This is a genomic window from Rhodopirellula sp. JB055 (assembly GCF_043100905.1).
In the GTDB taxonomy this organism is placed as follows: Bacteria; Planctomycetota; Planctomycetia; order Pirellulales; family Pirellulaceae; genus Rhodopirellula.
In genome coordinates this window covers 1-19,713 of the sequence record NZ_JBICHO010000383.1, presented here as the reverse complement: position 1 = coordinate 19,713, position 19,713 = coordinate 1, and the positions used below count along the sequence as shown (strand labels likewise).

Here is a 19,713-nt window from a genome sequence, read left to right as displayed (position 1 = left end):
GTTCCTTGGTACAGCAGACATCCTCCAGCCGGTCGATCTCGACCCCTTCGAGGGTCAGATCATCCGAGCGCTCCGGATCGAAGATGCCATCGACAAAAACGATCTTCAGCCGGTCGATGCCGTCGAACCTGGTTGATTTGTTCTGGATCATCATGCCCGAAGCCGGAAAGGGCTTGGGCGGTGCGACGGGCATCCTCGCAACGTTGATCTGCGTTCTCGGAATGGTCGCCCTGATGCTGGGACTGATGTTGAAACTGGCTGCCGGAAGTCGCGTTGTCGCGGTGCGTGACCCTCGATTGGGTGAGTCGCTGGCATTTGAAAATTTCTAAACCGATCTGCGTTTTGCGGCAATTTGCCGCTGGTCGGACCCTACCCATCTCCTTTCTACTGAATCCTTCCTCATGGCAGCCTACGACGACCTCAATGTCAAACGAATCGCGGTCATCAGTGTGATCTCGATTACGGTCACTGCGGTTACCGTGTTAGCAGTGCAGGTGCTGTATTTCGCGATGGCGGACATTGTCGATGGACGCAAGATTTCATCGGCTTCGTACACGCGTCAGAACGCAGTGCTTGCCGATCAATCCGCTGAGATTTCACGTTACGGCGTGGATCCCGAAACCGGAAATGTGACAATTCCCGTTGAAGACGCGATGAAGAACATGGTCACGAAAGCTGAATCGCAAGACGAAGCCTGAGTCACGCCGTTCTCAACCACCCAGTTCCCCCAGTGAATCCAATGAACACGCACGATTCCCGCCGCATCACGAACCACTTGCTGACCGCAAGCTGGATGTTCGTTGCTGGGATGATTGTCTGTGTATTCACGAGCGACTCATCGGCATGGGCCCAGCCCAGTACTGGAGCGATGGAACAGGGGGCTCCAGTTCTGCTGAACGATGGGATTCCCAAGGGGGTCCAAGACGTCACCGTTGAACAACGTTTGGGCAACCAATTGCCCGGCGAAATGAAGCTGGTCGATTCGAAGGGACGGAAGTTCACGCTGAGTCATTATCTCGACGGGGAACGTTCGCTGATTTTGACGCTGAACTACAGCAACTGCCCGATGCTTTGCAACGTGCAGTTGAATCAACTGGCTCAGTCACTCGAGAAGATGAACGATTTGAAGATCGGTGAAGATTTTCAATTGCTCAGTGTCAGCATCGACCCAACTGAAACCGACCAACGCCTTCGCGACACAAAACAACGCTACGTTGAACAGGTTCCTTCGCATCCCAAGGCGGAAGAGGGGTGGTCTTTCACGAGGACTACCAAAGCCAACGTGGATCGCTTGGCCAAGGAAGTCGGATTTTCGTACAAGTACAACTCCCGCACAAAAGAATACGCTCACCCCGCGATGCTGGCGTTTGTTTCACCCGATGGTGTGATCACGCGATACTCGTTGGGCGTCGCTTTTCCGCCGGACCAAATGAAGTTGGCTTTGGTGGAAGCAGGACAAGGCAACGTGGGCGGGATCGTCGACCAGTTTGTGCTGTGGTGTTACAGCTACGATCCCAACGAAAACAGCTATGTCCCGCAAGCTTGGAAGCTGATGCGACTTGGCGGCGGCATGACGATCACTTTGCTTGGTTTGGCGTTGCTGCCGTATTGGCGAGGCCGTAAAGGATCGCCAGCCCACGCTGCGGACGACGGCCTATCAGGCGACGATGTCGAGGCAACCGCCAATACCGATGAAGCATCGGACGGCACTCCCTTGAAACCAACGCAGTGGCATTTGTCCGGAAATGCCGACTGACCCCTGCTCGCGAATTTCGCGTGAGACCAGACAACCGAACCCACTGCGACCTGAAAATCATTCACTCAAATGTTTCCTGCAATCGAATCGCTCGCCATGACGTTTCCAACTTTGTTGGCTGACAAGAACGTGGACTTTTGGTTTCCAACCCAAGGTTCCTCGTTCGCCGAAGAAGTGGATTGGGTTTACGACCTGATCCTGTACATCAGCTTGGCATTCTTCGTGCCGATGATGGCGTTCATGGTTTGGTGCCTGTTCAAGTACATCAAGGCTCGCGGAACCAAGGCCGAAAGCCAACTGTCGCACCACACGACTTTGGAATTGACGTGGTCGATCGGGCCTTCGGTGTTGTTGGTGTGGATGTTCGTTCAGGGATCGATCTCCTTCTTGGACATGCGGACTCCCCCGGAAGGTTCGTACGACATTGGTTTGCAGGCCTTCAAATGGGGCTGGACGATGGATTACGGGAACGGCACGTTCCACCCCGAGTTGCACATTGTCAAAGATGAGCCGACCAAGTTGTCGATGCGAAGCACCGACGTGATTCACAGCGTGTTCATCCCGGCGTTTCGGGCAAAGAAAGACGTCGTGCCGGGCCGGTACAACTACATGTGGTTCAAGCCGACCGTTGCCAGCGAAAAGATCAGCGATGAGGAACTCGCCAAGCTGAAGAAGCAAAGCGAGGGGACTTCCTGGGATTATGACAAGCATCAGGTCACTCCCGAAGGTTACACGTTCTTCGATCTGTATTGTGCCGAGTACTGCGGAACGAACCACTCGGAAATGCAAACGGCGGTCGTGGTCCACGAAACACAAGCCGACTTGGACGCGTGGATCAAAGCGAACAGCAGTCGCGGCGACGTTTCGATGGAGGAGTGGGGAGCGTTGCTCTACGCTCGGCGCGGATGTTCGGGATGCCATTCCGTCGACGGTTCCAAACTGGTCGGTCCATCGTTCAAAGACTTGTTCGGCAGCCAGCACGGCCTAACCACCGGTGAAAACCAAGTCGTGGACGAAAATTACGTTCGCGAATCGATTCTCGCACCGAAGGCCAAGGTGGTAGCGGGGTATCAACCCGTCATGCCGAGCTACAAAGGTCAACTCAGCGACGACGACATCGCTTCGATCATCGCGTACTTGAAATCCATTAGCGAAAGCGCTCCGACGCCGTCTGCCGAAGCGGAACCAGAAGAAGAATCCGCGGAATAATTCGTTTAGAGATTCGGGCTGATTCGGTAAACTGACTGAAGCCTTTTCAAAGCACACCCATCACCGACACGTTTTACGGTCTCCAGAAGGGACGCCAATATGTCCAATGCAACACTCCCAGCGGGCACTCGCGACCCCGGTTATCCAACCGAACGCGAAAACTACCTGACCAACTCCTCGGGCATCCTCAGTTGGGTGTTCACGCTGGATCACAAACGCATCGGGATGATGTATTTGATTGGTGTGATGGCATCGTTCGCGGTCGGTGGTCTGCTAGCCCTCGCGATTCGCTTGCACTTGTTGAAACCAGATGGGTTGCTGTTCACGAGTGCTGAAGGGAACAACATCTACAACCAAGTGTTCACCCTTCACGGGGCGATCATGGTGTTCTTGTTCATCATTCCGAGTATCCCGGCGGCGCTGGGGAACTTCCTGGTTCCGGTGATGCTGGGAGCGAAGGACGTTGGTTTCCCGCGTTTGAACCTCAGTAGTTTTTATCTGTGGGCATTTGGTGCGTTGTTCTTTGTCAGCGCGTTGTTCAGCAGTGGTCTGGATACCGGTTGGACGTTCTACACGCCATACAGCACAACGACTGACACGTCGGTGATTTTGGCCACCTTGGGTGCCTTCATTCTTGGTTTCAGCTCGATCTTCACCGGATTGAACTTCATCGTGACCATCAACACGATGCGTCCGCCAGGAATGACCTGGTTCAAAATGCCATTGTTCCTGTGGGCGACCTACGCCACCAGCATCATTCAGGTTTTGGCCACGCCCGTGCTGGGGATCACGTTGCTGTTGTTGATCGCCGAACGCACGATGCACATCGGGATTTTCGATCCTGAGTTCAACGGCGACCCGGTCACCTACCAGCACTTTTTCTGGTTCTACAGCCACCCTGCTGTTTACATCATGATTTTGCCCGCCTTCGGCATCATCAGTGAGCTGATCAGCGTGCACAGCCACAAGCACATCTTTGGCTACCGCTTCATCGCCTATTCCTCGATCGCGATTGCTCTGTTGGGCTTTTTGGTCTGGGGACACCACATGTTCACCGCAGGCATGAGCTCATTGACCACGATCGTGTTTTCGGCTTTGACGTTCACCGTGTCGGTGCCGTCAGCCATCAAAGTGTTCAACTGGTTGGCGACGATGTACAAGGGGTCGATCAGCCTGACGACGCCGATGTGCTACGCGATTTCGTTCATCTTCTTGTTCACGATCGGTGGTTTGACCGGTTTGTTCTTGGGAACGCTGGCGACGGACTTGCACCTCCACGACACTTACTTCGTGGTCGCTCACTTCCACTATGTGATGGTTGGCGGAACGTTGATCGCGTTTCTTGGTGGCGTATTCCACTGGTGGCCGAAGATGGTTGGCAAGCTGTACAACGAGAGTCACGGGCGAATCGCTTCGCTGTTGGTGTTCCTCGGATTCAACGGCACTTTCCTTCCGCAATTTGTGTTGGGTAGCCGTGGAATGCCTCGTCGTTACGCGACCTACGATCCCGAATTCGCTTTCCTGCACCAGCTCAGCACGTTTGGTGCGTTGTTGCTGGGGATTGGTTTGCTGTATGCGTTCATCGTGTTGATGGTGTCGTTGGTCAAAGGCCGTCGTGCTCCTGCCAACCCATGGGGTGGCGTGACGTTGGAATGGCAGTGCACCAGCCCGCCGCCGTATTACAACTTTGAACGTCCACCTGTTGTTGGCGACCCGTACGACTTCCACAACTTGGAATGGGATGCCGAGAACGAGCGTTACATCATGACGGAACCCGAACGCAAATTGGTTCCTGAAACCACGCCGGAAGAAGTTCCCGCCCACGCTGGCGGCCAAAAGTAGTTAGAGGTTTGCCCTGCGTCGAATTGTCCATCTGGTTGGATCGTGCGACGCCGAGGGGCAGTTGTTATAAATCCCGCGGCATCGGATTGGTGTCGCTTTCCGTTTTGAATCAGTTCACACGTCGGCCCACCGCTCATGGCAACGATCGACTCCGTATCTTCACCAACCGATGCTCACGCGGACGATTCGCATGGGCACGATCATGACCATCCGTCTTGGTTGGCGCACCATTTCGAGACTCCAGAACAGCAATTTGACAGCGGCAAGCTGGGCATCTGGTTGTTCTTGGTCACTGAAATTTTGTTCTTCAGTGGGATGTTCTGTGCGTACGCCATCTTCCGAATGCTTCGGCCCGATGTGTTCGTCGGTTGCAGCGAGTTTTTGAACACCAAGCTTGGTGCGATCAACACGGGTGTGCTGCTGTTCAGTTCGCTGACGATGGCTTGGGCCGTTCGCTGCTCTCAAACCGAAGAGCACAAGAAGTTGGTTGCGTTGATCGCGACGACACTATCTTGTGCGATGGTTTTCTTGGGCGTGAAATCGATCGAGTATTCTCACAAGTGGGGCATGGGGTTGCTGCCGCCTGGTTCGTATTTCTACAGCGCAGCGAACGAGCACCCGACTGCCCAACAGTTGGTCGAATTGCATGGTTTTTCTGAGTCCACTGCGTTCTTTCTGACGAATAGTTTGTACTTCCTGTGTGCCCCGTTTGCGTTGATCGCAGCGGGTGTCTTCATCTGGTTGGTGATCGCGAAGTTGTCCGGCAATGCGTTCCAATACGCTTGTGCGAAGCCATTGCTGGTTGTCGCCCTGAGCTTCTTTGGTGGCGTTGGATTGGGAACGTTCCTTGAATCTGGAGGAGAGCACCACGGCGACGATCACTTCGCGGTGGCAGGTGACCATGCCGATGCAGAGCATGCAGCGGAACACGAAGGCGAAGGTCACGCGGAAGCAGATCATTCGCACGCGATTGCGGATGTTGACCACTCCTCGGAAACAGACAGCGACAGCTTGGAAACGCCGTTGGGCGAAGACTACGCCGCGGTCAAGTTGCTGGCAGAAAACGAGACCAACACCGGTCTGAAAGACTTGGTTGCCGCCGAAAAGACACAGCAGTCGATTGCCGAAGGCAAAGTGCTGAAAGACGCTTCGGAAAGTGACACTGGAATTTCATCGGTCAAGGGCAATGTCAACACGCCTCGTCAAGCCGGTGTGTTCTTCGGCATCTACTACTGCATGACCGGTGTTCACGCGATTCACATTCTGGCTGGGATTGGTGTACTGGTTTGGTTGTTGATCCGAGCGATCCGTCAGGATTTCAATCGACAGTACTTTGGTCCCGTGGATTACGTCGGCCTGTACTGGCACTTGGTCGACTTGATTTGGATCTACTTGTTCCCATTGCTGTATCTGATTCGCTAGTCGCGTCGCTTGACGACTCGACACGCATTCACTCTCAAATAACGACCCATCGAAAGTTGCAACATGTCTGACCACGGACATTCCGCTTCCACCGCTCACTCAGATTCGCACGACGGCCATGCCGAGGGCGATTTTGCTCACCCATTGCCGTTGCCGTTGTTGTTCGGCGTGTTCGGCGCGTTGGTCTTCCTAACAATCGTGACGGTCTTTCAGGCCAACTACGAGTTGGGCAGCATGGATATCGCGGTGGTGATGTTCATCGCAACGATCAAGGCGGTTTTGGTGGGGCTGTTTTTCATGCACCTGGCGTTTGACAAACCTTTCAACCTGATTGTGTTTCTTGCGTCCTTTGTGTTTGTCGGCTTGTTCGTCTCCATCACGCTCAGCGATGCGAAGATGACGTCAGGGGCTGCTGAGAACAAAGTCGACGAGGCGCCAGCGGTGGTTTCCGTCGAGATGTAGAGACGTCCAGTGGCGGACGTGAAGCCCAACAAAGATGATTTGAATTTGGCCCGGCACTTCGTGACCGGGCTTTTTTTCTATGGTCGGAGCGCCGAGCAAGTGCGGTGTCTGGATAGGCGGTTGCCCGACGGATTGCTTGTGCTGGGGGATATGCGTTCCCGTGGAGGCGGTGGACGGATGCACTCCATGCATCATCGTTTTGGTCGTCAGGCCAGGTTTTCCAGTCCGAAAGGTTGACCAAGGCTGCCTAAATTGTTTTCTTGACGTATGTTTGCAAGTTCAGACATTCATTCAGGAGAAAACGAGCGATGCGTTCTATGTCCGGTTCTGTGTTGGCTTGGTTGGCAGCAATAGGTATTGGAACTTTGGTGGCAAGCGGTTCTGCGAAAGTAGGCGCAGAAGATTGGAGCCCGGTTGTGGTTCCGACTGGGCAGTACCGTGCCCAAATTCAATCGACCCCCATCACCGAACGCCCTGGCCGGTTGTTTCATGTTTATGGCAACACCATTCGTTGGGTGGACAGTGCGGAGGAGGTTCCATTGACCTATCGTCCGCTTCGACGAGTCGTGATTGGCACGGATGGCGTGCCCGGTGGACGAGGAATGGCTCGACCGTTCGGCCGTCGCTAGAAATTTTCTTCTCGCGTTTCGGCCGCCAGGGAGGCTGGCCTGTATGGGCCACGTCGCGAGGATCGAGAAAGATGGAACGGGAGTGCCTGCAACGCATTGGTGGCCGCAGGTTTTCCGCTCCGGTTTTTACCTTGATTCGATTCGAGCCGTGAAGGCTCGGAAGTCTTCAAGGGTGTCAATTCCTGGCGCGGAGTCCGCAACGGGAGCGACAACGATGGTCTTGCCGGCTTCGATCGCTCGTAGTTGTTCGAGCTTTTCAATCTGTTCGAGTCTTCCCGGTGGTTGTGTTGCGAACCAAAGCAAAAATTCGCGGCGGTAGGCGTATAGTCCGATGTGTTGCCAATAATTCGCGGGCTCTGCATTCAGCAGCGCATCGGTCAGTCCGTCACGTGGATGGGGAACGGCGGCGCGGCTGAACGTGATCGCTCTTTGGTCATCTCCCAGCACGGCTTTGACGCAGTTTGGATCTTCCACTCTTTCGCGATCACGAATCGGGCAGGCGGCGGTGGCGATGTCAGCTTCGGGGTGTTCCATCAACCGGTTTGCGACCGCATCAATGGTCAGCGGATCAATTTCTGGTTCATCGCCTTGAACGTTGATGAAGATGTCGATGTCTTCATGCAGCAGGGCGACTTCTGCGATCCGGTCGGTACCGCTTTGGCAGTCGACGCTGGTCAGTCGAGCTTGTCCACCAAAGGAAGCGACCTCGGCGGCCAATCGAGGGTCGTCCACGGCAACGATGACATCGTTTGCGAGAGAGGACTTCATCGCCGCTTCGTAGGTGTGCTGGAGCACCGATTTACCCGCCGCTTGCAGAAGCAGTTTTTGGCTGAGGCGAGAGGATGCCAAGCGAGCGGGAATGACGATCATGCACTTCATGGTGGTTCCGATGGCTTGGGGGAAATGGTGTCAGTTGATCGGTGAAGTTGACGCAGGGCAATCCCGGACGGCAAGGGTGGAAAGGAAGTGGGGGGCGAGGCGTGAACGCCATTGTTCCCGGCACAAGGATCGATTCGGAAACGCTGGGGGATGAATATCGCTCGGTGGCTCGGCCGAACGCACCGCCGCGCTTTGAATCCGGTTAGAACTAGGCCTACGGAATGGAGCTGTATTGATCGCGGCCCACTCGATTCGTCAACAATAGGTTTTTCATGTCTGGTGCAGAGCAAACAACGGACCAGAAATCGCCAGCGATTTGGTGGGCGACATCGGGCGACATCAACGCTTTCTTTGGGTTGATGCTGGACAATGTTGCGGGGTTGTTGTTGATGACAGCGCTGCTGGCCGGTTTTGGTTTGCCGGCGGAGTTCACGGTCACGCACATGGTGCCTGGGACGGCGCTTGGTGTGATGTTGGGCGACATCGCGTTCTTCTTCATTGCGTTGCGGATGGGGCGCCGAGAGAATCGCGATGACGTGACTGCGATGCCTTTGGGTTTGGACACTCCGTCGACGTTTGGGATGATCCTGTTGGTGTTGGGACCCGCGTTCTTAGCGGCTCGCGCGGACGGGATGACGGAGTTTGAAGCGGCCCGTCACACTTGGTTCATTGGGATTTGGTGCACCGTGATGTGCGGTGTGTTGAAGTTGGTATTGGCACCGTTTGGCCAAGTTGTTCGGGATGCGATTCCGCGAGCGGGTTTGTTGGGATCGTTGGCCGCGATCGCCTTGGTGCTGATCAGCTTTTTCCCTTTGACTCACATCTTGGGTTCTCCTTTGCCGGGATTGCTGGCGTTGGTGATGGTGCTGGGGACTTTGATCGCTCACTTGCCTTTGCCGGGGCGAACTCCGGGGACATTGGGGGCGTTGATTGTCGCCGGCGGCATTTATTACTTGTTGTGTTTGCTGGAAGTGGCGGGATATGAATTTCCCACTTCTCAGCCAACCGTTTGGTTTCCGACTCAGTGGATGGAATCTTGGCAAGGGACTTGGTGGGGAGCCTTTCCCGACGCCGTTCCGTTTTTGCCGTTTGTGTTGCCGTTCGCTCTGGCCACGGTGGTCGGCGGGATTGATTGCACCGAATCAGCCGCGTCGGCTGGGGATGAGTACGACGCACGCACGGTCTTGGGAGTCGAAGCTGCGGCGACGTTTTTGGCTGGGGTGTCCGGCGGCGTGATTCAAACGACACCTTACATCGGGCACCCGGCATACAAAGCGATGGGCGGCCGAGCGGCGTACACGTTGGCAACCGCGTTGTTGGTTGGCTCGGCCGGAATCGTGGGTTACTTTGCGTTGTTGAATGCTTGGATTCCTGCGCCGGCGGTGTATCCGATTTTGGTGTTCGTCGGGTTGGAGATCACGGCGCAGACATTCATGGCAACGCCGCGAAAGCATTATGCGGCGGTTGTGATTGCTTGTTTGCCAGCGTTGGCTTACCTGGCGATGAGTTTGCCGGATCGAATCTTTGGGGATTCGTTGATGCTCCAGGGCGGGCACACAATGGACTCGTTGCAAGGAGGTCCGTTGAAGCATGATTTGCAAACCTTGCGAATGCTGAGCAACGGTTTCATCGTGACCGGGTTGCTGTGGTCTTGGGCGTTGGCTTCGATGATTGATCGCAAGTTGATTCGGGCCGGCGTCGTGATGCTCGGCGCGGCGGTGTTGACCTGCTTTGGCGTGATGCATTCACCAATCGAAGGCAATCGTCTGTTCGTGCCGTTTCTGTTTGGTGAGTCGAGCTCGCTGGGATTGCCCGACGAGCATCTTTCCAAAGTGATGGAATACGTGGCCGGGTACGCGATCACCGGCGGATTCTTGATCGCTTGGTCGTGGTTCTTGCCAAAGAACTCGGAAGCTTGAAAACGGGGCTGTTAGGCAAGTCGGCAGGAATGATCAAGCACAACCCTGTGAGCCATTCGGCGTTCGCCCCGGTTGTGCATGAAAACCGCAGCTAACGCCAACGGCTCACCTACCCGATGACACCTGCGAACCTGCTTAGGCGGCTCGGCGAGTGGTGCCGCGTTCGGGAACGATGTGGCATCCCAAGGTTTCGATTTCGAGTTGGAGCAGTCGGGTGACGACCGTGTCAGCCGTGGGACGTTCGAGGGGGTCGGGGGAGACCATTTGTTCGATCAACTCAGCGACCGGTTCGATGCTACGTGATTGAGTCGGTTCGGTGAACGCGAGGGTCTGCAGTAGAATTTGGCCGAGCGAGTGCACGTCCATGGCAGGCAGGGCAGCCGTGTTGCCGGCGGCGAGTTCCGGGGCGGCGTATTCTGGGGTTCCACGGAACAGGGGCTGCATGGGCGAATGAATTCTCGCGGCGCTACCCAGATCGATCAGAGTGACGTGGCCCTGGGCATCGACCAGGACATTGCTGGGATTGATGTCTCCGTGAATCCAGCCATTTTGATGCAGAGCCTGGGTGGCTTGAGCCAGTTGCCGGGTCCACCAGAGGGCCACGGGCAAAGCGAATGAGGAGATTTTTGATATCTGATCAGTCAAATTCAACGCGTCCAGCCGCGGCATCACGACGTAGGGGGAGGTTCCGCCGGCGGATTGGTCCAGAATGGGGATCAAATTGGGGTGTTTGATCCCGGAGGAAGCGATGATTTGTGCGAAACGTCGCGATGGTTGGACGGCTGGGATGCCTGGATTGTCTGTCGAGGCGGTTGTTTTGAGGACGTAGTCCCAGCGTGGGCTGTCGGCGGCGTCTGCGGGTTGAGCCAGGAACAATTCAGTCCCCTGGCCTCGGGCAACCGAGCGGCCGACGCGCCAAATCCCTTGAATTCGTTGAGAAAACGGGCTGTTCATGGAGCAGGTGGGCGTCTCGGCGGCAGACGTGGTTTTCGATGACGCGCGGGATTTGCCAAACATGAGCGATCCAAACAGAAGGCGAAGCGGTCTGGGAGCGGACAAACGGATTGATCCGGAACCGAGAATGACATCGACTCGGTCGATGGTTCCGGTCGAATCGACTCCCGGCGACCGGAAAAGTTCGCCAATTCGGTATGATTGACGGCTCAATCGCTCATTTCCCCGGATTCGACAGGGGTTGGTTGTGCGGGTTGTAGGAAGTGGATGATTCATTCGGGGAACTTTGTGGATCGTGTTGACGTCACAAAGGAGGCATTTCGTTGACACCGCATCGCCCCTAACTAGACTCGCTGTCGCGGTTTGCTGTTTGTGGCCACTTCCGCATCGTCACGAAATGCCGACAGGCGTGTGACAGCACTGCTTCCCCTTTTCTGGTCCCCAGGGGCCCATCCTGCCAGAGACCCTCGATGATTCATCGTCAGCCTTCTCAACCGTCGTCGGATTGGACTTCTCAAGCCGCTAGCGAGCGAACTCCATCCGATTCCACTGCGGGCAAAGGACGCTCGAAACGCCGCAGCGACCGCCGAAGTAAACGCACCCAGAAACGCCGCCTGATGATGGAAGGGTTGGAAACCCGCCAGCTCTTGGCCGCGGATGGGATTGTCTCGAATACCCCGCCGTTGGACGAATACGACGGTCCTCGCAATGTCGGTACGGTCTCCTCGTTCCCGATGTCGGAATCCGAGGCTCGCGGAGAATTCGGCGAGAATGATTTTTTCCAGGACGCTGAGTTCTTGCCGTTGGGGACCGGTGCGGGACAGCGTGACACGATTGACCTGAGCGGCACGGCAGGGATCTTCCCGCGTGGCAATCTTGGGGTGACCACTGACATCGACGTGTTCTCGTTCGATCTTCAAGCCGGCGACATTCTGGATGTTGCAACGCTTGGCGGTTCAGCCCAGTTCACCGTGATGCTGCCCAGCGGTCAAGTTTGGTTCGCCGTGGACAGCGTTCTGAATGGCTCGACGACTCAGTACGACACTTACCCCGCTGATTCACCGCTGCAAACGTTGGGCAACCAAGCCTTTGCTCAAATCGTTCCCGAAGACGGCACCTACTATGTGATGGTTTCGGGTGAGTCGACCAGCGTCGATTACACCCTGGGCTTGCGGGCTTATCGGCCGGTGACCGAGAGCTTGCCAGTCGGCGAAGGCCAGGTCATTTACTTGGACTTCGACGGTGGGGCGTTCCCCCGGGCGGTCCTGCGTGAAATTTATGCTCCCGCTGGTGACCCAATTCTGGGCGGCGTCGCATTCATCCCTGGCATCGAACAAACCCTGAGCGGATTGGGAGTGGTCAACCAAGCGGCAGGTGCGATTGAGAACTTGCAACTGTCGATCGCCGCCGAAGTCGAACGCATCTTCGAAGACGTCGGTGCGAAAAACATCAACGGTGACTATGACTCGACCGGAAACCCTGGCGATTACGGGGTCACGATCCTCAACAGTTTGGAAGACCCCGATCCGGGCAGCAATCCGAACGTATCGCGTGTTTTGGTCACGGGGGCCTCGACGGACTATGGGTTCGAAGCGACAGTTGCTGAATCAGTCGACGTCGGGAACTTCAAACTCGATGAATACGCCATTGTTCAATTGGACACATGGGTTCCGGTCGCTCAGGCCTACGCCCGTTCGGCAGGTTCCAGTGAGTTCGACGTCTTGGCGACGTATCTGGGTGGCATTGCAGCTCACGAAGCGGCACACATCCTGGGAATCCGGCACACCGATGGCACCAACTTGGTCGGGAATGTCAGCGATGAAGGTGGCGATCCAATCGCCGATGATCAATTGATCGGAATTGGTCCCGACGGCATCTACGGTACCGCGGACGATGTCCCATCTACATTCGAGACGGATGTCTTTTCGCTGGTCGAAGGAATCTTTGGGACCAACTTCACCGCTCACTCGATCGCCTATGGCTTGTCCACGGGAACGGTCGGCTCGAGTGCGACCGGACGAATTTTCAATGACACCAACGGCAGCGGCACCTTCACCGGTGACAGTGGGCTCAGCGGCGTGACGGTCTTCTTGGACGTGGATGGGGACGGTCTGCTGAGTGCGACCGATCCATCGACCGTCACTGGTACCGATGGCACGTACAGCTTGTTCGCTGCATCGGGAACCTACAACGTCATCGCGATGACGCCTTCCAACTACGTGGCAACCACGCCGGTCAGTCGATCGGTCACGTTGGGAAGCAGCAGCTCATTGCCAAGCTTCGGTTTCCGCCAAGTGCTGTCGGACGTGACGGGCCGGAAGTTTGAAGACGTGAACGAAAACGGCCTGTACGATGTCGGCGAACCCGGCATCGAGGGAGCCTACATCTACGCGGATTTGGATGGCGACAATCTGCCTGACCTCGGCGAACCGTTTGCAATCACCGACGAAGACGGCCTGTACACGCTGGATCTTCCTGACCTGAGCTATTCCTACGCGATTCGTGAAGTGGAAGAGGCTGGGTTCGAACGAACGATCCCGTTGTCCGGTGAATACACCGTGACGCCCGGCAGTGGACCGGCTGACGATTACAACTTTGGTGGACGTTCGTCACGCGATTTTGGTGACGCTCCAGACACCTACGGGACTCTGAGTGCCTCCAATGGTGCGAGCCATGGGATTCTGGATGGGCTGTCGCTCGGAGCCACCGTTGACCGCGAAAACGATGGCCAGCCGACCGCTGATGCAACCGGTGATGGTGCTGATGAAGACGGCATCGAGTTCACCGGCCCGTTGGTTCCGGGAACGACCAGCACGATCCAGGTGACGGTCAACAACACCACCAGTGGCCAGGCTTACCTGCAAGGTTGGATCGATGTTGACGGCAGTGGCACGTTTGATTCCGACGAACGATACGTTTCCAACGTTGCTGTGTCGTCCGGCGTTCAAACGGTTCCGGTGACCTTGCCGAGCTTCACGTTGCCAGCGAGCGGTTTGCTCGACACCTTTGCTCGTTTCCGACTGAGCCAACAGACGGATGTCGCAGAGACTGGCTTTGCCGGCTCGGGCGAAGTGGAAGACTACGCCGTTCGTGTTTTGAGCAACGGTGACCTCGCCAATGACGACAGTGTGTCGGTGCCTCGCAACAGTCAGGGTTTCCCGATTGATGTCTTGGCCAATGACTTCAACTCAGCATCCAATCCGCTGACGATCACCACCCAAGGCACCGCTGCGACTCAAGGCGTGGTGACCATCAGTTCCGCTGGGGCTGGTCAACAGCAGTTGCTTTACACACCGCCAAATAACTTTGTCGGTCAAGACACCATTCAGTACCGCGTGGTGGACACGCAAGGCAACGTGGCGACCGCCACGGTGAGCGTCAACGTGACGTTCCAAACCGAAGACCCGATCGCTTTGGATGACATTTATCGCATCCCAGCGAACGCGAACAGCAGCGGTGGTTTCCCGTTGAATGTTCTGGACAATGACATTGCATCGAACGCCCCTGGTGGTCTGACCTTGGCGTCGGTCACCAACGGTTCTGCGGGCGGCACCGTTGTCCTGACCCAGAACAATCAATCGGTCCGGTACACGCCTGCGGCTGGTTTCACGGGGTCGGAACAGTTCATGTACACGGTTCAAGACAGCGAGAATAACTTCTCGACGGCGACCGTGACCGTTTCGATCAACCCGGACGCCGATGCCGATGACTTGGCCTCCTTCACGTTGGAAATTTTGGACGAAGTCAACGACACGCCACGTCCAACGTTGCAACAAGGCGATATTTTCCGATTGCGAGTCAGCGTGGACGACTTGCGTGAATTGCCTGCCCAAACGCCTCAAGGATTGGCTTCGGCATTCCTGGACGTGTTGTATTCCAGTGAGTTGGTGACAACTGTTGACACCGATTCGAGTGACGCCTTCCCATTCGACATCACCTTTGGTCCTAAATTCGAAACACCTGGTAGCTTCCAACTCGGAAACACGTTGACGCCTGGATTGCTCGATGAAATCGGTGCGGCTCAGTCGATTTCGAATCTGTCGACCGTCAATGGAACAGGTGAAGATGTAGCGTCTCACACTGGACCCGAAGAACTGTTCACCATCACGCTTCAAGCGATTGGATCTGGGATTGCCGTCTTCCAAGCGGATCCATCGGACGCGGCCGTCAGTGAAACGGTGTTGATTGATGAATCCACCGCGTTGGACTTCAGCGAGATTCGATACGGTTCGGTCGAAGTCGCGATTGCACCGGCCGGGCCTGATTTCCCCTCGGCGTTGGACGATTCGTTCCCGCTTGGGCTTGATAGCGACGGGCTGTCGATCAGCAGCAGTTTTGAATCCGAGCTCGATGTTCTCGACAATGACTTGTTGGGAGTCGGTGGCGAAGTCATTTCCTTTGAAGTCAACCAAGGTGCAGCCAACGGTGTCGCGATTGTTCGTGACAACGGCACGCCCAACGATTTGTCGGATGACTACATCGGTTACACCGCTGACATTGGCTTCAGCGGTTACGACTCGTTCACGTACGTGACCACGGTTTCCAGCCCGACATTCGGAATCGTCACCAGCATCGCGGAAGTGACTTTGGTGGTGGGTGCCAATCAAGACCCGCTGGCTGAGTTCGACTTCGAGTTGGTGGATGAATCGGGCAATCCGATTTCCACGGTCGCGGTTGGCCAACGCTTTGGTGTTCGAGTTGTCGCAGACGATTTGACCGAGCGTGATCCATATCCCGTCTTCGCTGGTTTCCTGGACGTCTTGTATGACGCCGGACGCATCGTTCCTTCCGACACGATTTCGGGCGACGACTTTGATTTCGATGTCGAGTTCGCAGATGAATTCAACTCCGAAGCCGCGGTCGGCGTGAACACACGCGAAGGTTTGATTGACGAATTTGGTTCGCTGCGGAACGACACCGGACAACCCGCGACGGGCGTCAGCCCCTTGATGGCGACCTTGTACTTCGAAGCGATCGCACCAGGAACGGCAACCATCACCGGCTCGCCAGCCGACCGGTTCCCTTTCCAAGACACATTGTTGGACGACCGCGACGAACGAGTGGATCCTTCGCAGATCATCTATGATTCGCTGTCATTCACGATCACAGGCAGCGGGGAACCACTGCAAAACACGAACCTGCCAGCGGACGTCAACGGTGACAACCTTGTCACCGCCATCGACGCTTTGTTGGTCATCAACGAATTGTCCCGTTTGGATTCGGCGGTTGCGGGTGAACCCGGATCAGCAAACTCGAACTTGTATTATCACGACGTCAACGGTGACCGACGCGTCAGTGCCATCGATGCTCTGCGAGTCATCAACTACCTAAACGACGTCTCCTCAGGTGAGTCAATCGCGGCCGCTGGTGAGTCGATCTCGACTGGCATCCAAACGCTTGCCAGTGATGCGACTGATCAAGCAATCGGTGACCTCTCGGCTGACTCCAAGGTCACTGGTGGAGCGTCCGGTTCGGCGGATGCTTCTTCGAATGGTGCCGTGGTGTCGGGTGACACCTCTTCGGATTCCGATTCAGATGACGACGATCTGCTGGATCTGTTGGCCGACGATGTCGCTGGTTTGTGGGGTTGATCCCTGACGCGACGTTCTGATCTCAACGTTTCAAAAAGCGTGACTTGGCTTTGGCCTCGTCACGCTTTTTTTCATTGGTCGATCGGACTCAACGTACTTTGCATTGGAATTCGATCGTCACGGTTTCGCCGACGCCGAGTTCTTCGGTCAATTTCCAGATCAATTGATCCGAGCCCGCTTGGTTCGGTTGAATGCTGAATTCAGCGTCCATCGTCGCGGATTCCGATTCGGCGATGTATTCCAAACGCGTGGTCAAGTTGTCCGTCACAACAACTCCGTTGACCGGCGAGTCACCCACGTTTTGCAATCGCAGTGCGAAGGTCACTGTATCGCCGACCGGAGCGTGTTGTTTGTCGGCCAGTTTGATCAGGTTGACGCGTCCGGCTTCGGGGAAGTCGTACACGACCACCGCATCGACCTTTTGATCGCGTGTCAAGGTTGGTGGTTTCAAGTCTTGGATCTCCACCTCGACCGATTCATCGATCGACCAAGCGATCGCGGCGTTGGCAAAGCGTTCGACGAGAGCCAGTTGCGACTCATCCAGCTCAGACAAGCTGAGTCGGCGGATGTTGGTCAGCAAGGCGAGGACGTCTTCGGCAACTTCGATTTGTTGTACGTTTTCAACTGGAACACCTCGGTTGCGATCTCGCATCGCATCGACACGTCGGGTCAACTCGCTGTGAGCAATTTTGGTGGTGTCGGTCATGACCAGTCCAGGTTGATCCAAGTCGATGCCGCGGGGACCCACAGGCTGGAACGTGCCGCCGACAGTGATCGATCGATCGTTTGAAATGGCGCCCGTGATGCGACGCACGGATGCGAAGCGTGGCGAGTAAACGCAGACTCGGTTGGACGCCGAGAATTCGATGTCACCGGCTTCGGTGGTGTAGTGCGTGACGGTGTCTTCGGGTTGCAAACCATTGATCACATCGCCCCGAGTCAGACGGGCCTGGGGATCTTGGTCGCCACCATCGCAAAGGAACTCTTGTGGGTCGACTCCCCACGGAGCACGCATCGTGGGCATCGCTGGCATGGGCTGACACGCGACACAGTCACCTGCCATGCCGTTGATGGCACCGCACTCTCCGGCACAGGTTGTGTTCCCGCAGCCGCAAGCTGTTCGATTCCGGAAGCCCACTTGGGCGATTCCGGATGGTTCCAGTGAGACGTTCGCACCTGGAACGTTGGACGTCACCGAAGTTGCTCCATACAGCGACGCCACATCCAACGCAGGTTGAGCGGAAGCGACAGGTGCTTGCGCGAGTGCCGGCGCCGGTTGTGCCGGCGCCGGTTGTGTCGGCGAAACAGGATGCTGGGTGAGCGAACTTGTCGGCGAGGCGACCGGAGTGGCACAGCCGCTGATCAACAGTGCGGCAGCACCAACAGCAAACCAAGCCAAGCACAGAGGTGCGAAGTTTCGTTGTGCGATGTTCGTTGTTTGCGATAGGATCGCAACCTCGGAAAGGCGAGCTGGATGCATCATGATTCCGGCTTGAAGATGGGTGCCCAGGTGGGATAGCCAAAGAAAAACTGGGGCGCCAGTTCCTGAGAACGTGGCGGGGCGAGCGACCCGATTCGCAAGATCGCGACGACTCGGCCGAGGCGATCTGCGACTTGCAGTGGGTCTTGGAACTGAGACACATCGATCGGGGTTTCACCGCCGGTGTCGCTGTTGGTCGTGGGTTCTTGAGCCAATGGCACGGCGGTTTGTGGATCTTCGAGATAGATCACGCGTGTGACCATTTGGCCATCCAACGCCGCTTGCAGGTCTTCTTCGTCAATCGTGACAATGATGGGATAGCGAGTGGCCAATCCTGGTGGCGGATAGGTGCGGTCGACCATTTCCAAGGTTGGGAACAATTCAGCCCCTTCGGCGCCGCGAATCCCTGTGACTTGGAAGCGATAGACTTGGCCGACCAAGAGACCCGCCATCAAACCCGGTTCAGGATCTTGAAAGCTGCCCATTTGTGGCAGGGCGAATCGAACACCTTGTGGGCCGCGGATCTGAACGGGTTGGTAATAAGGTGCCTGCACGCCCATCGCAGCCGTGCCGCCAGGACCAGCCATCTGTCGTGTGGCGGCGATCGCGCCCGGTGGCATCGCACCGTTGAACAATCGGTGTTGTCCGTTGGACGAAAGATATTGGGAGGGATCGGCCGCTGAGGATGAGACGCTGGTTGCCAACACGCAGGCGATCGCGAGCGAAGGCAGAGCCCATCCGGTATTCAGCAAGTTGCTGGGCGGAGTAATGCGTGCGATTGCCATGAGTCTCAATCCGGTTGCGATATTCGTTCTCGGGCAGCTACTTGGCAAGCTCGTGGGCGTTGCTGTATCTGCTTTGGGCAGGTTTGATCGTTGCTCTGGGCAGTGACGATGCGGCGTTTTGCCGAAACAAAACACCGCGTCGTATTTCGGAGCAGTCAGGCCCGCGAGCCTGACTGCGTTCGGTTGTCACCGACTTTCCAATTCAAGCGTTACTGATTAGTAGACGCCTTGGCTGGCTTTGTCGTAGTGAGGACGAGCATTTGGAATGCCTGGGTTGATGTTCTGCTCGGTGATCCGAACACGGCTGACCGGGTTGGGGTAGCTCATGCCAGGTTGTTGGCGAACATCGATTTTCATCTTCTCAACAGGACGCGGAATGTTCATGTGAGTGTGGTTGCGAATCACATGCTTTTTCAAACCGGCGGGAGCACCCAATGGGATGTGAGGTGGTCCGGGCAATCCGATTGGCGTGCCAGTGTGAGGCATTCCGTACTGAGGAGCGTTGACACCAGCGATCATGCCGGGCAATCCCATTGGCGTACCGGACTTGCCGGCACTTGGGCCACCGCATCCATCGGTCATCGCTGGAGCGAAAGGTGCAGGCAAGCCAGCGATGGGAGGACCCATCATGCCGCCCATTGCCATTCCGCCGTTGCCGCCAGCCATCTCGATGTCTTTGTCACCCAAACGGATGATGGCCAAGATGCTACCGCGACGGTCGGCTTCGACGATTGGGTCGATGCCTGGATCGAGGCGAGTGCTGACGAGTGTGTCGATACCGGCCA

Annotated in this window: 14 protein-coding genes and 1 pseudogene; 10 read left to right on the top strand and 5 right to left on the bottom strand. The window is 56.3% G+C overall.

Features of this window, described 5'->3' with window-relative positions; all coding sequences use genetic code 11:
* The first annotated feature begins 152 nt into the window (after positions 1 to 152).
* From ACF8AM_RS15200 to ACF8AM_RS15165, 8 genes are all read left to right on the top strand, one after another.
* Positions 153 to 329 carry a hypothetical protein gene (locus tag ACF8AM_RS15200; RefSeq protein ID WP_392556447.1) on the top strand — a complete coding sequence of 59 codons (177 nt, stop codon included), beginning with the start codon at positions 153 to 155 and terminating at the stop codon, positions 327 to 329.
* A gap of 72 nt (positions 330 to 401) precedes the next feature.
* Positions 402 to 698 carry a hypothetical protein gene (locus ACF8AM_RS15195; protein ID WP_392556446.1) on the top strand — a complete coding sequence of 99 codons (297 nt, stop codon included), beginning with the start codon at positions 402 to 404 and terminating at the stop codon, positions 696 to 698.
* 41 nt (positions 699 to 739) lie between these two features.
* Positions 740 to 1,756, top strand: coding sequence for an SCO family protein (locus ACF8AM_RS15190; protein ID WP_392556445.1), 1,017 nt, complete (start codon positions 740 to 742; stop codon positions 1,754 to 1,756).
* Between the two features lie 69 nt (positions 1,757 to 1,825).
* The gene (locus ACF8AM_RS15185) at positions 1,826 to 2,965 is read left to right on the top strand and encodes a c-type cytochrome (RefSeq protein ID WP_392556444.1); all 1,140 of its coding nucleotides are present in this window, start codon (positions 1,826 to 1,828) and stop codon (positions 2,963 to 2,965) included.
* Between the two features lie 99 nt (positions 2,966 to 3,064).
* Positions 3,065 to 4,807: a cbb3-type cytochrome c oxidase subunit I gene (locus tag ACF8AM_RS15180; protein WP_392556443.1), complete on the top strand. Its 1,743-nt coding sequence runs from the start codon at positions 3,065 to 3,067 to the stop codon at positions 4,805 to 4,807.
* A gap of 135 nt (positions 4,808 to 4,942) precedes the next feature.
* A complete protein-coding gene (locus ACF8AM_RS15175) occupies positions 4,943 to 6,229 on the top strand; it encodes a cytochrome c oxidase subunit 3 (protein WP_392556442.1) in 1,287 nt (428 codons plus the stop codon).
* A 63-nt stretch (positions 6,230 to 6,292) separates the two neighbouring features.
* Positions 6,293 to 6,691, top strand: a complete 399-nt coding sequence (locus ACF8AM_RS15170; protein ID WP_392556441.1) for a cytochrome C oxidase subunit IV family protein — start codon at positions 6,293 to 6,295, stop codon at positions 6,689 to 6,691.
* Between the two features lie 317 nt (positions 6,692 to 7,008).
* Positions 7,009 to 7,320: a hypothetical protein gene (locus ACF8AM_RS15165; RefSeq protein WP_392556440.1), complete on the top strand. Its 312-nt coding sequence runs from the start codon at positions 7,009 to 7,011 to the stop codon at positions 7,318 to 7,320.
* 126 nt (positions 7,321 to 7,446) lie between these two features.
* Here ACF8AM_RS15165 and kdsB read toward each other — a convergent pair whose 3' ends face one another.
* A complete protein-coding gene (kdsB, locus tag ACF8AM_RS15160) occupies positions 7,447 to 8,199 on the bottom strand; it encodes a 3-deoxy-manno-octulosonate cytidylyltransferase (RefSeq protein WP_392556439.1) in 753 nt (250 codons plus the stop codon).
* Between the two features lie 314 nt (positions 8,200 to 8,513).
* On the opposite strand from kdsB, the gene ACF8AM_RS15155 reads away from it, so the two are divergent.
* Complete coding sequence (locus ACF8AM_RS15155) at positions 8,514 to 10,118, top strand: permease (protein ID WP_392556448.1); 1,605 nt, start codon at positions 8,514 to 8,516, stop codon at positions 10,116 to 10,118.
* Between the two features lie 135 nt (positions 10,119 to 10,253).
* Here the strand turns inward: ACF8AM_RS15155 and ACF8AM_RS15150 are convergent, their stop codons facing one another.
* Positions 10,254 to 11,285, bottom strand: a complete 1,032-nt coding sequence (locus ACF8AM_RS15150; protein ID WP_392556438.1) for a protein kinase family protein — start codon at positions 11,283 to 11,285, stop codon at positions 10,254 to 10,256.
* A 257-nt stretch (positions 11,286 to 11,542) separates the two neighbouring features.
* Between ACF8AM_RS15150 and ACF8AM_RS15145 the strand changes: the two genes are divergently transcribed.
* Positions 11,543 to 16,663 (top strand): Ig-like domain-containing protein, encoded by a 5,121-nt coding sequence (locus ACF8AM_RS15145; protein WP_392556437.1) that lies wholly within the window; start codon positions 11,543 to 11,545, stop codon positions 16,661 to 16,663.
* Positions 16,664 to 16,751: 88 nt separating this feature from the next.
* On the opposite strand, the gene ACF8AM_RS15140 is transcribed toward ACF8AM_RS15145, so the two are convergent.
* From ACF8AM_RS15140 to ACF8AM_RS15130, 3 genes and pseudogenes are all read right to left on the bottom strand, one after another.
* Positions 16,752 to 18,146: a DUF11 domain-containing protein gene (locus tag ACF8AM_RS15140; RefSeq protein ID WP_392556436.1), complete on the bottom strand. Its 1,395-nt coding sequence runs from the start codon at positions 18,144 to 18,146 to the stop codon at positions 16,752 to 16,754.
* A complete protein-coding gene (locus ACF8AM_RS15135; RefSeq protein ID WP_392556435.1) occupies positions 18,143 to 18,928 on the bottom strand; it encodes a hypothetical protein in 786 nt (261 codons plus the stop codon). Before ACF8AM_RS15135 ends, ACF8AM_RS15140 begins: the two co-directional genes overlap by 4 nt.
* A gap of 216 nt (positions 18,929 to 19,144) precedes the next feature.
* Positions 19,145 to 19,713: pseudogene (locus tag ACF8AM_RS15130) on the bottom strand (hypothetical protein); the annotation flags it as partial.

What these genes read in the sequence shown, in the direction of transcription:
- ACF8AM_RS15185 (WP_392556444.1), top strand. Translation starts at nt 1,826, where the DNA reads ATGTTTCCTGCAATCGAATCGCTCGCCATGACGTTTCCAACTTTGTTG.
- ACF8AM_RS15190 (WP_392556445.1), top strand. Translation starts at nt 740, where the DNA reads ATGAACACGCACGATTCCCGCCGCATCACGAACCACTTGCTGACCGCA.
- ACF8AM_RS15145 (WP_392556437.1), top strand. Translation starts at nt 11,543, where the DNA reads ATGATTCATCGTCAGCCTTCTCAACCGTCGTCGGATTGGACTTCTCAA.
- kdsB (WP_392556439.1), bottom strand. Translation starts at nt 8,199, where the DNA reads ATGAAGTGCATGATCGTCATTCCCGCTCGCTTGGCATCCTCTCGCCTC.
- ACF8AM_RS15175 (WP_392556442.1), top strand. Translation starts at nt 4,943, where the DNA reads ATGGCAACGATCGACTCCGTATCTTCACCAACCGATGCTCACGCGGAC.
- ACF8AM_RS15180 (WP_392556443.1), top strand. Translation starts at nt 3,065, where the DNA reads ATGTCCAATGCAACACTCCCAGCGGGCACTCGCGACCCCGGTTATCCA.
- ACF8AM_RS15170 (WP_392556441.1), top strand. Translation starts at nt 6,293, where the DNA reads ATGTCTGACCACGGACATTCCGCTTCCACCGCTCACTCAGATTCGCAC.
- ACF8AM_RS15165 (WP_392556440.1), top strand. Translation starts at nt 7,009, where the DNA reads ATGTCCGGTTCTGTGTTGGCTTGGTTGGCAGCAATAGGTATTGGAACT.
- ACF8AM_RS15135 (WP_392556435.1), bottom strand. Translation starts at nt 18,928, where the DNA reads ATGGCAATCGCACGCATTACTCCGCCCAGCAACTTGCTGAATACCGGA.
- ACF8AM_RS15195 (WP_392556446.1), top strand. Translation starts at nt 402, where the DNA reads ATGGCAGCCTACGACGACCTCAATGTCAAACGAATCGCGGTCATCAGT.
- ACF8AM_RS15140 (WP_392556436.1), bottom strand. Translation starts at nt 18,146, where the DNA reads ATGATGCATCCAGCTCGCCTTTCCGAGGTTGCGATCCTATCGCAAACA.
- ACF8AM_RS15200 (WP_392556447.1), top strand. Translation starts at nt 153, where the DNA reads ATGCCCGAAGCCGGAAAGGGCTTGGGCGGTGCGACGGGCATCCTCGCA.